The 14680-nt window shown below is 35.6% G+C and carries 12 protein-coding genes; 6 read left to right on the top strand and 6 right to left on the bottom strand.

From position 1 onward, the window contains the following. Nucleotides 1-44: 44 nt before the first annotated feature. The 4 genes from ACRASX_RS04105 to ACRASX_RS04090 all read right to left on the bottom strand — a co-directional run bounded on the left by ACRASX_RS04105 (nt 45) and on the right by ACRASX_RS04090 (nt 4683). Nucleotides 45-1046: a vWA domain-containing protein gene (locus tag ACRASX_RS04105; protein ID WP_066311666.1), complete on the bottom strand. Its 1002-nt coding sequence runs from the start codon at nt 1044-1046 to the stop codon at nt 45-47. Then, nucleotides 1046-2677, bottom strand: coding sequence for a hypothetical protein (locus ACRASX_RS04100; protein WP_432222505.1), 1632 nt, complete (start codon nt 2675-2677; stop codon nt 1046-1048). Before ACRASX_RS04100 ends, ACRASX_RS04105 begins: the two co-directional genes overlap by 1 nt. Nucleotides 2678-2733: 56 nt before the next feature. Next, nucleotides 2734-3597 (bottom strand): DUF58 domain-containing protein, encoded by an 864-nt coding sequence (locus ACRASX_RS04095; RefSeq protein WP_066311653.1) that lies wholly within the window; start codon nt 3595-3597, stop codon nt 2734-2736. Nucleotides 3598-3678: 81 nt separating this feature from the next. Continuing rightward, nucleotides 3679-4683, bottom strand: a complete 1005-nt coding sequence (locus ACRASX_RS04090; protein ID WP_066311651.1) for an AAA family ATPase — start codon at nt 4681-4683, stop codon at nt 3679-3681. A 213-nt stretch (nt 4684-4896) separates the two neighbouring features. Between ACRASX_RS04090 and ACRASX_RS04085 the strand changes: the two genes are divergently transcribed. Genes ACRASX_RS04085 through ACRASX_RS04075 form a run of 3 tightly spaced genes read left to right on the top strand, consistent with a single transcriptional unit; the run spans nt 4897 to nt 7691 of the window. Further along, complete coding sequence (locus tag ACRASX_RS04085; protein ID WP_432222504.1) at nt 4897-5769, top strand: aldo/keto reductase; 873 nt, start codon at nt 4897-4899, stop codon at nt 5767-5769. Nucleotides 5770-5792: 23 nt separating this feature from the next. Beyond that, nucleotides 5793-6548: an SDR family NAD(P)-dependent oxidoreductase gene (locus ACRASX_RS04080; RefSeq protein ID WP_432222503.1), complete on the top strand. Its 756-nt coding sequence runs from the start codon at nt 5793-5795 to the stop codon at nt 6546-6548. Between the two features lie 3 nt (nt 6549-6551). Continuing rightward, nucleotides 6552-7691, top strand: a complete 1140-nt coding sequence (locus tag ACRASX_RS04075) for an ATP-binding protein (RefSeq protein ID WP_432222502.1) — start codon at nt 6552-6554, stop codon at nt 7689-7691. A 3-nt stretch (nt 7692-7694) separates the two neighbouring features. Here ACRASX_RS04075 and ACRASX_RS04070 read toward each other — a convergent pair whose 3' ends face one another. Beyond that, nucleotides 7695-8438, bottom strand: coding sequence for a DUF3298 domain-containing protein (locus tag ACRASX_RS04070; RefSeq protein ID WP_432222501.1), 744 nt, complete (start codon nt 8436-8438; stop codon nt 7695-7697). Nucleotides 8439-8634: 196 nt separating this feature from the next. On the opposite strand from ACRASX_RS04070, the gene ACRASX_RS04065 reads away from it, so the two are divergent. Beyond that, nucleotides 8635-9777, top strand: a complete 1143-nt coding sequence (locus tag ACRASX_RS04065) for a cystathionine gamma-synthase (protein WP_432222500.1) — start codon at nt 8635-8637, stop codon at nt 9775-9777. 58 nt (nt 9778-9835) lie between these two features. Here the strand turns inward: ACRASX_RS04065 and ACRASX_RS04060 are convergent, their stop codons facing one another. Next, nucleotides 9836-10627: a THC0290_0291 family protein gene (locus ACRASX_RS04060; RefSeq protein WP_432222499.1), complete on the bottom strand. Its 792-nt coding sequence runs from the start codon at nt 10625-10627 to the stop codon at nt 9836-9838. A gap of 279 nt (nt 10628-10906) precedes the next feature. On the opposite strand from ACRASX_RS04060, the gene gdhA reads away from it, so the two are divergent. After that, complete coding sequence (gene gdhA, locus ACRASX_RS04055) at nt 10907-12250, top strand: NADP-specific glutamate dehydrogenase (RefSeq protein WP_066311622.1); 1344 nt, start codon at nt 10907-10909, stop codon at nt 12248-12250. A gap of 127 nt (nt 12251-12377) precedes the next feature. Next, nucleotides 12378-14660 carry a T9SS type A sorting domain-containing protein gene (locus ACRASX_RS04050; protein WP_432222498.1) on the top strand — a complete coding sequence of 761 codons (2283 nt, stop codon included), beginning with the start codon at nt 12378-12380 and terminating at the stop codon, nt 14658-14660. Nucleotides 14661-14680: the final 20 nt, after the last annotated feature.

Below are 14680 nucleotides of genomic sequence, written 5' to 3'. Positions count from 1 at the left end.
AATTCCAATCTCTTATCAACTACATTGCGTTGATGAATTTAGATTTAAATAAAACTTCTATAAACGGTATTTCGTAAACCAATTTCTAAGAGCAGCAAAATTCCTGCTAACAAAACAAATGGTCTATACTTTTCGTCGTAATCGTAAAACTTTAATTCCTCGATTTCTGTCGTTTCTAATTTATTAATTTCGTCATAGATCTCAGCCAATTTGCTGTTACTCGTTGCTCTAAAATATCTACCATCGGTTTTTCGAGCAATGCTTTTCATCAAGGGTTCGTCAATTTCAACTTTAGCATTTCTAAATAGCAATTGACCTGTAGGAGAAAGCGCATATGGAGATTCTGCCATACCGTTAGTTCCAATTCCGATTGTGTATACTTTTATATCATATTGTTTGGCAATATCAGAGGCTGTTTCAGGCTCAATAAAACCCGCGTTATTTACTCCATCTGTTAGCAAAATAATAATCTTGCTTTTTGCTTTGCTGTCTTTCAATCGGTTAACTGCGGTAGCCAATCCCATTCCAATTGCTGTTCCATCTTGTAAAAGCGTATCGTATTTGATGGATTTAATAGCTTCTAATACAACTGCTTTATCGCTAGTTACGGGAGTTTTAGTGTAAGCTTCGGCGGCGTATAAAACCAAACCAATTCTGTCATTCGGTCGTTCAGTCACGAAGTCTGCAGCAACTCTTTTTAACGCTTCAATACGGTTCGGTTTTAAATCTTTTGCTAGCATACTTCCGGAGATGTCAACTGCCATAACAATATCAATTCCTTTAGTCGTTTTAGTTTGGTTACTTACATCCACTGTTCTTGGTCGTGCCAATGCAATGATTAAAGAACAGAGTGCTAAAATTCTAAAAACACTTAAGAAGGGTTTTAGTTTTGCAGCTAATGATTCTGCGCCCGAAAAACCTTTTAACGAACTCATTTTTAAGGTCGGTGATTGTTGATTTTTTTTCCAAAACAACCATGCAATTGCAACAGGAACTAGTAGAAACAACCAAAAAAACTCTGGATTTAAAAAAGTTATCTTTTCCATTAATTTTTAGCTTTTTGAAGTTCAACCGACTCTAAAATACGTTGCGAAATTTCGTTTGCGTAGGTATCACCTTCTTCGTGGTAGATAGCAATTTGTTGCAAGCCGCCTTCCTGGCTGAACATTAAAATTTCATAATACATTTTGGTACTTGATTTTGTTGCTGCGTTTAAGAACGTAAAAGTACCGTAGCCTTTAATTCCGCGGATACCTTCTTTAGTATCAAAGTCTTCTTGTTTAATGATCATATTTTTTGCTCCTTGTGCTTCGGTATACTTAAGAGTCACTTCCAGCGCTTTGGCGAGGTCAATTTGTGTTTCTTGCTTGTACTTGGCTGTCGAAACCATCAAATAAAAGTTATCAAACATACTTCCATAACCAAAGTTTTGCATTTCTTTGATTAAAGCTAATCCTTCTTTTGGTACTGTTTTACTAATGTCTACTCGTTTTAAAACTTTAGGTGTTTGTATGTAAACAATAGGATTTCCATAACCGCTTTTTACCCATTCGCCTTCCAATAATTCTTTAGAAGGATGGCCAAGGATATTGTCTTTTACATAAGTGAAACCTTTGGTGATGATAAAAAATCCAGTGACAAGTACAATTAAAGACACTACACTTACAATAGTAATAAGAATGTGTTGCTTTCTCTTTTTCTGTAATTGTGCTTTAATTTGCTTTTGACGCTGTGCTTCATTCAGTACATTTTCTTCTTCATCAACGACATCTTGCGGAATCGCATTATCTAAGGTTAAAATTGCTTTCTGAATTTTATTGCGGTCTTCGGTAATTTCAAAATCCAATGGTTTTGATTTGGCAAATTTTACCAAATCGGCTTGACGCAACACACGCTCTAAATTACTTACTGTTTCGGGCGTAATGGTCATTTTCTTTTTTATAGAAGCTGCTTGTAGTGCAACAATCAGTTCTGAAGTAGTGCTTTCCATGGCAGGAACGTCAATGGCTTCTTCAATATAATTACGAGCAATATCGGTAAGTTCACTATAGTATTCTTTAATCTCACCTTTTTGCCAAAGCTCTTTTTTCTCTAAATTGTTTAATAAACTAGTCGCTTTTTCGATCGGAGTTTTATAAACTTCCTCTTCGATCGCTTTCTTTTGTTTTCTTCTAATCAACCAATATATAGCTGCAGCAATCAGAGCAATAAAAACTAATCCTAAAATATATTTCCACCAATCGCCTAATCCTTCTTTTACAGGAGTAATATCTTTAATGTCGTACATTTTTTGTTGTAAGGTATCGACCTTTACAGCAGCTACTTCAACAGTAATGGAATCGGTAAGAAATGGCTTTTTATCAATTAAAATTTTGATACTTGGAATGCTGTATTTTCCTGAATCAAATTGAGTTAGACCATATTTTTTAATTAATTGGTATTCATCGTTTTTCTTAATGGTATCGATCGGGTACGATTCGATAACTTCCAAAGCGCCGATATTTTTTAATTTTGGAAACACCACTTTTGAAGATGAACTAACAACGGCTGTAACACTTAGTTTGAACTCAGCTCCAATTTTGTTTTTGGTAGTATCAATGCTTGTTGTAATTTGCTTTTGTTGGGCAAATGCAGCAAGATTCATTAAGAATAAAAATATGTAAAGTTTTAATTTCATAGGATTAACGCTTGTTGATTAACGCTTGTTGATTGGTCAATCAAAACACTCAAATTTTATCTCGATTTAAAATAGCCTAGCAATTTGGTCACATAACTTTCGTCTACTCTTGTATGTACTACACCAGCACCCGATTTACTAAAAGTTTCTTTGAAATAACTGACACTATTCACATAGTTTTTTTCGTAGTTGATACGAACTGATTTAGAACCCGTATTAATAGTCTTTGTTTGTCCTGTTTCGGCATCGACCATATCTACCATTCCGATATTCGGAATTTTTTCTTCGCGAATGTCATACACTCTGATTCCAGTAATATCGTGCTTTTTAGCCGCTATTTTTAACGTCTGCTCGTAATCACTTGACATAAAATCGGAAATGACAAAAACAATAGCTTTCTTTTTCTGTGTTCCAGATAAGAAACGCAACGCTTGCGCGATGTCTGTTTTTTGACTTTTAGGACTGAATTCGATTAGTTCGCGAATGATACGAAGTACATGTGAACGTCCCTTTTTGGGCGGAATATACAATTCAATTTCATCCGAAAATAAAATCAAACCAATCTTATCATTATTAGTTGTCGCCGAAAAAGCCATAGTGGCAGCAATTTCGGTTACAATGTCTTTCTTAAATTGATTTTTAGAACCAAAGCTTTCAGAGCCCGAGATATCAACCATTAACATCATGGTTAACTCGCGTTCTTCTTCAAAAACCTTTACATACGGCTCGTTGTAACGTGCAGTTACGTTCCAGTCGATAGAACGAATATCATCGCCAAATTGATACTGACGCACTTCGCTAAAAGTCATTCCGCGACCTTTAAACGAAGTATGGTATTCTCCCGAAAAGATATGATCGCTCAACCTTCGGGTTTTAATTTCTATTTTACGAACTTTTTTGAGTAAGTCTTTTGTTTCCATTTTTTTAGTGATTAGTGAATAGCGGTTAGTGAATAGCAAAAAGCGTAAGGCTCATCACTAATCACTGGTACTAATTACTATTTATGGAACTTCAATTTCGTTTACAATTTTATTAATAATGTCAACTGAAGTTACATTTTCTGCTTCTGCTTCGTAAGTGATTCCAATTCTGTGGCGCAATACATCATGTACAACGGCACGAACATCTTCTGGAATTACATAACCACGACGCTTGATGAATGCATAACATTTGGCTGCATTGGCCAAGTTAATACTTCCACGGGGTGAAGCTCCAAAACTAATTAACGGTTTTAAGTCTGCTAATTTATATTTCTCTGGATAACGCGTTGCAAAGACAATATCCAAGATGTATTTCTCTATTTTTTCATCCATGTAAACTTCACGAACCGCTTCTTGCGCGCGTAAAATTTGCTCCACAGAAACCACTTGATTTACTTTCTCGTAGCTTCCTTTTAGGTTTTGACGAATAATAAAGCGCTCGTCTTCTAATTTTGGATAATCAATTACGGTTTTTAGCATAAAACGATCGACTTGCGCTTCTGGCAATTGATACGTTCCTTCTTGCTCTACTGGGTTTTGAGTAGCTAAAACTAAGAACGGGCGATCTAATTTAAAAGTCGTGTCGCCAATAGTAACTTGCTTTTCCTGCATCGCTTCTAACAATGCCGATTGCACTTTGGCTGGCGCACGGTTAATCTCATCGGCAAGAACAAAATTAGCAAAAATTGGTCCTTTTTTTATAGAGAATTCATTATCCTTGATGTTGTAAATCATCGTACCAACAACGTCGGCTGGTAATAAATCGGGTGTAAATTGAATACGGCTAAATGAACCATGAACCGCTTGCGCTAAAGTATTAATGGCTAACGTTTTTGCTAAGCCAGGAACTCCTTCTAACAAGATGTGTCCTTGACCTAAAAGACCAATTAACAAACGCTCGACCATGTGTTTTTGGCCTACAATAACTTTGTTCATTTCCATGGTAAGAAGGTCTATAAAAGCACTCTCTCTTTCAATCTTTTCATTAATTGCTCTAATGTCTAAAGTCGCGGTATTCTCTTCCATATAAATTATTTTAAAACCCTTAAATTTTAAGCCGTCTTTTTGAGAGTGCAAATTGAATATTTTTTAAGAAGTAAGATGTTAAAGAATGGTTAAAACTTCGACGAATGACCTAATTTTAAGGGCGAATTGTGATTCTATTTTCTTATTTTTAAGAACTTTATTAAATAGACTTCAAAAGCATTAAAATACCTTTACAGAAAATTGTTAAAAATCATGAATAAAACAACACTATCGCCTATAATTGCGGGCACTATGAATTGGGGAAGCTGGGATAAAAATCTGACTTCGAAGGAAATGTCAAACGTAATTCAGGTTTGTTTTGAAAATAAAATAACCACTTTTGACCATGCCGATGTTTACGGCTCATATACCACCGAAGCAGAGTTCGGAAAGGGGTTAGCGGCAACCAATATTGAGCGTGAAAAAATTCAATTAATTTCAAAATGTGGCGTTCAAATTCCGGCGCACAATCGACCAGCAAAAATTAGGTATTACGACTACTCCAAACAACATATTATTAATTCGGTAGAGCAGTCATTACAGAATTTGCAAACAGATTATTTAGACGTGCTTTTATTGCACAGACCAAGTCCGTTAATGCAGGTAGATGAAATTGCCGAAGCCATTCAGAAACTGAAATCGGAAGGAAAAATAGTCGAATTTGGATTGTCAAATTTCAGCAATTTACAGACGGATTTAATTCGCCAGAGATTAGACGTTAGTTACAATCAAATACAATTTTCGGCTACCAATTTTGAGCCTATGATCGACGGCCGTCTGGATTATATGCAATTGAATAATATTCGTCCTTTGTCAGGAAATCCACTGGGAATAGTGTTTAGAGAAGATAAAAAGAAAACCAGAAGATTGAAGGTTTTATTGGCGTCCATGGTCGAAAAATATAGAGTGGGTGCAGATACTATTTTGTTGAGTTGGATTTTACAACATCCTGCAAAAATAATTCCTATTGCTGGAACAGTAAATGTGGCTCGAATTCAAAATTTGATGAAGGCCGTCGATTTGAAATTAGATCGTGAGGATTGGTTCGCCATTTGGACAGAAAGCAGAGGTTCTGAAGTAGCTTAAGATGTTAAATTATAATACTACTAATGAAAAAAACAGTTTTAATTACAGGAGCAACAAGCGGAATTGGTAAAGCAACAGCGCAGTTATTGGCACAAAATAATTTTAATATTGTTCTTTGTGGAAGGCGAGAAGAGCGATTATATTTGTTGCAAAAAGAACTTTCGACCCACACAAATGTGCACACTTTGCAGTTTGATGTACGCGATAAAAAAGCTGTTTTTGATGCAATTGAATCGTTGCCGGCAGCTTTTTCTACAATTGAAATATTAATTAATAATGCAGGAAATGCCCATGGTTTAGATCCAATACAAAATGGAGATTTAGACGATTGGGATGCAATGATTGACATTAATGTAAAAGGACTATTGTATGTTTCTAAAGCAATTATTCCGAAAATGATTGCTCAAAAAGCGGGACACATTATTAATATAGGATCGACGGCTGCCAAAGAAGTATATTTAAATGGAAATGTATATTGCGGAACCAAGCATGCGGTTGATGCAATTACGAAAGGAATGCAAATTGATTTGAATGCACACGGAATTCGAGTCGGCGCCATCCATCCTGGAATGGTGGCAACCGAATTTAGTGAAGTTCGTTTTAAAGGAGATACTGAAAAAGCCGCCAATGTTTACAAAGGATTTGATCCTTTAGTGGCTCAAGACATTGCCGATGTTATTCATTTTGTAATCACGAGACCCTATCACGTAAATATCGCCGATCTGGTAATTACGCCAACTGCTCAAGCTTCGCCAACAATTGTTCATAAAACACTTTAGTTCATGATAAACAAGCGTCTTTTAATTAAAAACTTACTGGCTCACAACGACGAGAGTAGTTTTTATGATAAAAAGCGCCAGTTGAATTTGCATTCTCGAGAGGGAAAAGCAAAGTTCTTAAAACACATTTGTGCACTATCCAATTCTAATCCCGCCAACAACTCGTATATCGTTGTTGGCGTTGAAGACCAGGACAACGAAATCGTGGGTGATGACTTTTTCGACGACAGTCGCATTCAAAATTTGGTGAACGCCTATTTAGAAAACCCTCCAAAAATTCAGTATGAAAATGTACCTTTTCCTAACTTGCCAAAAGATAAGGTAATTGGTTTGGTGACTATTAAACCAAAAAGTCAAACGTCTCATTTTAAAAAAGGAATTCATACTATTCCTGCCAACAGTATTTTTGTACGCCGTGGGAGTAACTCAACGCCAGTTGAAGGGAAAGTTAGAAAAAGCTACCAAAACACAGAAACGGTTATCGGAATTGAAAATAATTCACGAAATAGTATTCAGCATACATTAGATGGCGTGATTGATTTTATGAATTTTAGACATAAAGACATGTCACCAAAATACAAAGTTTTTAAAGAGTTATTTGTGATTTGCTGGGCAGGCGTAGCGCGTAAATCTAGAGACAAAACATTTTTATCACGGGTTGATATCGAACTGATCAACGAGCAAATTAAACTTTTTTACTCCGCTCAAGATGTTGTCACCATTACTTTTGATGACGATAGTTTTACTATTATCGAGTATGTCCCGCTGGGATTAAATGATAAAACGAGTTATTATCCGTTGGAAGAACAAACTATTCGTTTCTTTGAGAATGGCTATTATAAAATTGATCGAAAAATGTTGTTTCAACCGCCAGAATTCAACCGCAAAATGTTGCATCATATCTACAATTCAAATTTAGCGTTGTTGCAGAAACTAGAGAAGGGAATGTTGTTGTCTAAACGAGAATTAGTCGATTTAGACAACTTACCATCTACCTTTATGATTTGTTATTTAAATGGCTTCGAAGATGCGAGGCAAAAATTAATCGATGCAAAAGCAGTATTGAAACCATTTACCCAAGTTTATTTATCGTTTAAAGAAGCGTTGCGAATTTTACGAAAAATGAAATATGATGTACAATAGAAATTATTGGTATTTTAAATATTTTTTGACAGTTTCATACGGGAAAACAATTTCTTTTGGGCCATCTGCATAAGAAGCAACTTCGTAGGAGTTGTAATACAAAAGCAATCCTTGTTTGGTAAAAAATATATTGAGCGCCAACTGAAATTTGTCTCCTTCAAACATTAACCCAGAAGCATTGATCTCACTATTTTCTGGAATTTGATATTTCTTGCGAAATTCCTTTTCAGCGAAAGCTGTAAATGCCGCTTTGTCGGTAAATAAAGCGTCATTTTCTATTGTTTTTCCAGTTTCTGGATCAAACAATAAAGATCTAAAACCATGATAACCGTGTGCCCCACCCGTATACGTCGTGTGTTCTATTTTTATATTTAATATTTGTTCTGATTGGTGTTCGATATCGCCTTTAATGTCTGCCATCCAGCCTAGAGTTTCTTCGGGATACGTTTTTTTCATGTCTTCATAAGAACCCATAAATGCTTTGGCTAATCCATCGTAATCAGATACATCGTATGGTTTTTCTCCAAAATAAACGATTTCTCTGATGGTATTAAGTACTTTATTGTTAATGCTATCGGCAACTACTTCAATATTTTGGGCAATAGGAACCATAATTTTTATTTCGGGACAATCCTTTTTGCAGGGCACCGATGACTTTTCATTAAAACTTTGAGTTTCGAAAGTCAGCTCTTTAGTGCAGCTTGTAAACAGTAAAAGGACGGAGGCGAAATAGAAATATTTTTTCATAGAGTTTAATTTATTAATTAGAAAAGATAAGGTACTACTTTTTATTGATTTGCGCTATTTATGACAAACATACGACAGCTGCTAAGTTTTCTAAAAAAGTGTTAATTATATACAAAGGTAAGGAGTTGAGGCTGCATAAGAATAAATTAAAAGGTAAATTTGTACTTTAAATATTTCTTAAAAAAATAGCAACTATATGAAATTCAATACAAAAGTAATACACGGAGGGCAGCATCACGACCCGAGCACTGGAGCAGTAATGCCACCAGTTTATCAAACGTCGACATTTGTACAAAAGAGCCCAGGCCAACCTTTGGGTGATTATGAATATAGTAGAGCGGCAAATCCTACGCGATCTGCGTTAGAAAATGCATTAGCAAGTATTGAAAATGGAGAACGTGGATTAGCGTTCTCTTCTGGATTGGCAGCTACAGATTGTATTTTGCGATCGTTGAAAGCAGGCGACGAAATTATCGCTATGGACGATCTGTATGGAGGAACGTACCGAATGTTTACTAAAATTTATAAAGATTCAGGGATCAAGTTTCATTTTGTAGACATGAACGATTTGGAAAAATTTCAGTCTCTAATCAATGAAAACACTAAATTAATTTGGGTAGAAACTCCAACTAATCCGTTGATGAAGTTGGCCGATATTCAAGAAATTGCAAAAATCACCAAAAAACATAAAATATTATTTGCTGTAGACAATACGTTTGCAACACCTTATTTGCAAAAACCTTTGGATTTAGGTGCTGATATTGTGATGCATTCAGCAACAAAATATCTTGGCGGACATTCTGATGTTATTGCGGGCGCTTTAATTGTAAAAGATAAAGAACTGGGAGAACAATTGCATTTTCAACAATTTGCAACTGGAGCAACTTTAGGACCAATGGATAGCTTTTTGGTTTTAAGAGGCATAAAAACGTTGCATTTACGGGTGCAAAGACATTGTGAGAACGGAGAAAAAATTGCTGAATATTTGAACAATCATTCAAAAGTTAAAACAGTTTTCTATCCAGGATTAAAAAGCCATCCACATTATGAAATTGCTAAAAAGCAAATGAAAGGATTTGGAGGAATGGTTTCTTTTTCCTTTGAATCTGGAAAAAAAGAAGATTCAATCACTTTTCTAGAAAAGCTAAAAGTGTTTACTTTGGCAGAATCATTAGGAGGAGTAGAGTCATTGGCGAATCATCCTGCGTTAATGACGCACGCATCGATACCGGCAGAAAAACGAAAAGAAGTGGGTATAACCGATGACCTAGTTCGGTTAAGTGTAGGAATAGAAGATATAGAAGATTTAATTGCCGATTTAGAACAGGCATTAGCATAAAAACAGAAACCCAAATCAGTCTGATTTGGGTTTTTTGTATTATAATTAAAAAGAGTTCTTAGTTTAAATAGAAGACATATCCAAAGTGCAGCCAAACTTGCCAATCATTGGCTTTGTTTTCAGGAAAAACATCTTTGTTCGGATTCAAACCGTCAATCCAATCTGAGTTATAAAATTGAAAACGGGCTTCTACAAGTAGATCTTGCATTTCAGACAATTTAAAATGAGTTCCAATTCCAGAGGTTACAGACCAGACAGCGCCATTTTCATTTGAAAAACCATATTGATGACCGTCTGAAGGGACTAAATATTTAGGAAAAGTAGCTTCTGTCGTTCCTATTTGACCTAAGGAAGAGCTGATGTTTGTAGCATAAAAACTTATTTGAGTTCCTAAACTAATATAAGGACTAAAACTGTGATCGGTATTTTCAAAATCATGAATTTTCATGAACGGAGAATATTCTAATTGTAGGCCTAGATTTACCAATGAAGATTTTCCTTCCATTAAACGAAGTTGTTCAGAACCTACTGTTGCAGGTTTTTTTTCTGCCCATTCTCCAAAATGATTCAATTGCGTTCTGTTATAAGACAACTCCGAACGGACTTTAAAATGCTCGTTGAAATAAGTTTTGTGATTTGAATTGTATGAGAAATTAAGAAAGTGTACGATTCCGATTCCAAATCCAGTATTGTTGATATTGGTCGAAAAATCGTGTCGTTGACCGAAGTCAGATTGAAAGGCCACGGGACCAAAAATCACTCCTACTTCATGCGCCAAAGTAGACTGCGCTTTTACAATAACCGAAAAGCTGAAGAAGAGTAGTGTAACAATGGTTAGGTGCTTGATCATATTTATTGTGGTCTCAAAACTCTGACAAATATATAAAAAAGCATTTCTATTCAAACTAAAAGAGTAGCAGATTAAAAAATAACGATTAAAAGGGGCAAAAAATCAATAATCGTCAGCAAGAGTATTCCTAAAATGATAAATCAAAAAACTGACCTATGCTTTTGTTTTAAATGCATAATTCGGCGGTTTAAGGTTCAGAAAAACGAAAGAAATTAACAATTTCCCGTATCTTTGGCAACAAACCAGAATTCTAATTTCAAATTTAAATAAACCAATATCATGTCACATAGTGTTACTACTTTTATCGAATCGGTCAGAGCTAAAAACCCAAATGAAGTAGAATTTTTACAAGCTGTATTAGAAGTTGCTGAGACAGTTATTCCTTTTATTGAGAAGAATAAAAAATACCAGAACAAGATGCTTTTAGAGCGGATGGTAGAGCCAGAACGTGTAGTGATGTTTAGAGTGCCATGGTTGGATGATAAAGGAGAAATACAAGTAAATCGTGGGTATCGTATTCAGATGAACTCGGCGATTGGTCCTTATAAAGGAGGTTTGCGATTTCATCCTTCTGTAAATTTAAGTATTTTAAAGTTTTTGGCTTTCGAACAAACATTCAAAAATAGTTTAACAACTTTACCAATGGGTGGAGGTAAAGGAGGTTCTGATTTTGATCCGAAAGGGAAGTCGGATAACGAAGCAATGAAATTTTGTCAAAGTTTTATGACCGAATTGCAAAGACACATCGGGGCAGATACAGATGTACCTGCTGGAGATATCGGTGTTGGAGCGCGCGAAGTAGGATATTTATTTGGACAATACAAGAAATTAAGAAATGAGTTTACTGGAGTGCTTACCGGAAAAGGGATCACATACGGAGGATCATTAATTCGTCCAGAAGCTACAGGTTATGGTACGGTTTATTTTACCCAAAGTATGCTAGGAACAATTGGCCAAACTCTTCAAGGTAAAATTGTAACGGTATCTGGTTCAGGAAATGTAGCGCAATATGCGGTTGAGAAAGTTACAGAATTAGGAGGAAAAGCAGTTACATTATCAGATTCTACCGGTTACATTTATGATGCTGATGGAATTTGTGCTGAGAAATTAGCTTTTGTAATGGAGTTGAAAAATGAAAAGAGAGGAAGGATTAGTGAGTATGTAACGCAATATCCAAACGCAAAATTTGTGGAAGGAAAACGTCCTTGGGAAGTAAAATGTGATGTGGCTTTGCCGTGTGCAACACAAAATGAACTAGAAGCCGAAGAAGCTAAAATGTTAGTTGCTAATGGTTGTAACGTGGTTGCTGAAGGAGCGAATATGCCATGTACACCAAGTGCAGTAGAAGTGTTTCAAAATGCGAAAATCTTATTCGGACCTGGGAAAGCATCAAATGCGGGAGGAGTTGCGACTTCTGGTTTAGAAATGTCTCAAAATGCATTGCGTTTGAGCTGGAGCAGCGAAGAAGTTGACGAAAAGCTTAAAACTATAATGTTAAACGTGCACACTGCGTGCGTAAAATATGGTTCAGATGAAAACGGACACGTAGATTACGTAAAGGGAGCCAACATAGCTGGATTTGTTAAAGTGGCAGATGCAATGTTAGCGCAAGGTGTAGTGTAGTTTTAATCGCACTTAATACAATTGCCTTCCTTCTATTTTAGTCGGAAGGCTTTTTTATTTTAAATAACCATCAAATTTTGTATTACTCGCTTTATAGTATATTTGCACAATAAATACGCTGTAGTTCATGAATAAAAATCTTTGTTTCTGGTTTTTGCTGTTACTTACCCAAGTAAATTTTGCGCAAAATAAATTGCAATGGCAAGGTTATTTTTCGTTCAATGAAATAAAAGACGTATCGCAATCTTCTAAAGGTGTTTTCGCCGCTTCAGAGAATGCTATTTTTTCGAAAAACAGCGCGACCAATATCGTAAAAACTACAACAACGATTGACGGACTTTCAGGACAAACTATTTCTGCGCTTTATTGCAGCGAATCATATTCTAAAACAGTCGTTGGTTATGAAAATGGGCTCTTAATTGTTGTCGATGAGAAAGATGGCTCAATACGCAAGTTGGTCGACATTATAAGTAAGCAATTGTCGGCTAAAATTAAAAGAATCAATCATTTCATGGAATATGAAGGATTTCTTTACATTTCATGTGATTTCGGAATTGTACAATTTAATTTAAAAACACTTCAGTTTGGAGATACTTACTTCATTGGTAATAATGGTGCAGAAGTAAGTGTGAAACAAACGACATTGTATCAAGGTTTTATTTATGCGGCTACACAAAATGGTATCCGCGTTGCTCAAATCACCAATTCAAACCTAATCGATTTCAAGCAATGGATTGTAGTAAATACTGGAAACTGGAATGCCATTACATCGAACGACTCGCAATTAATTGCTATTGAAAGTACAGGAAATCTGTACCGTTTTGATTCAGATAATTTTAAACTTTTTCAACCGTCGACGCAAGCTGCTACTGATTTGAGAGCTATCGATAATTTTTTTCTTGTTACAAATGGAACTACTGTGTTGGTTTATGATAAGCAACTGGCTTTAGTGAGAACAGTAAGCGCAACTGAAGTAGACAAAACGCCTGTAAATTTTACATGTGCAACAATAATAAACAATATTATTTATGTAGGAACGCAAAACAACGGACTCTATTCGTCTCATCTTACAACTGTTTCTGGATTTACAAACGAAACGCCTACGGGACCTTTACGCAATACTATTTTTTCTATGGATGTCACTCCAACTTCGGTATGGGCAGTGTATGGAGATTATGATCAATATTACAATCCGTACGGGTTGGACAGTTACGGTTTGAGTAAATTTAGCAATTCTAATTGGTTTCATATTCCCTATCAAGACGTTTTTGGCGCTAAATCTATAACTCGAATTGTGGTCAATCCGAAAAATGAAAAAGAAGTGTATGCTAGTTCTTTTTTTTCGGGATTATTAAAGATAGAAAACGACGAGCCTTCTATATTATTCAATCAAAAAAATAGTGGCTTGGAGACCTTAACTTTTCTCGGACCTAATTACATTGATGTCCGAATTAACGGAACTGTCTTTGATAAACTTGGAAATTTGTGGGTTACTAATAGTTTAATAAATAGCGGCTTAAAAGTTTTAAAAACCAATGGGCAATGGCAAAGTTATTTGATGACATCGATTTTGGATAAAGCCGAAGACGCCAGCTTTGGTAGCATGATTATCGATAAAAATAGCACGAAGTGGATGGTAACAAATCGAGATGGTGTAGTTGCTTTTAATGAAAATGGAAATCTGTTTAAAAAAATGACCATCGGACAAGAAGCTGGAAACCTGCCATCAAAAGATGTTCGAGCGTTAGCAATTGATACAAATAGTCAGTTGTGGATAGGAACAAGTAAAGGATTGCGAGTTTTAAATTCAATAAATAATTTTCAGTCGGAAAACCAAATGACTGCAAATGCCATTATTATTGAAGACGATGGTTTAGCACAAGAATTACTATACGAACAAGTTATCAGCTCAATCGTTGTTGATGGCGCGAACAATAAATGGATTGGTACGGCAGATTCTGGAGTTTTTATGGTGTCATCAAATGGGCAAGTGACCAAATATCATTTTACAATTGATAATTCACCTCTGCCTAGTAATACAATCAATGACATTAAAATTAATACCGCTACTGGCGAAGTTTTTATCGCTACACAAAAAGGATTGGTATCTTTCAAAGGAGTTTCAACGAGTTCCAATGACGATTTAAGTGCAGTTTATATTTATCCAAATCCAGTGCGACCTAATTACTCAGGAACCGTAAAAATTGCGGGTCTAATTGATAAAGCTAATGTCAAAATAACTGACATTGAAGGGAATTTGGTCTATGAAACAACAGCTCAAGGAGGAACAATAGAATGGGATACCACAGCTATAGGGAAACACAAAGTAGCTTCGGGCGTGTACATGGTTTTTATTGCCGCTAAAGAGGGAGGAGAAACTAAAGTTAAAAAACTGATGATAATTAGGTAAATAAGTGAAGACTTTATTAG

Source organism: Flavobacterium sp. TMP13 (genome assembly GCF_050847115.1).
Classification (GTDB): Bacteria; Bacteroidota; Bacteroidia; order Flavobacteriales; family Flavobacteriaceae; genus Flavobacterium.
This window is presented reverse-complemented; position numbering and strand designations above follow the sequence as displayed.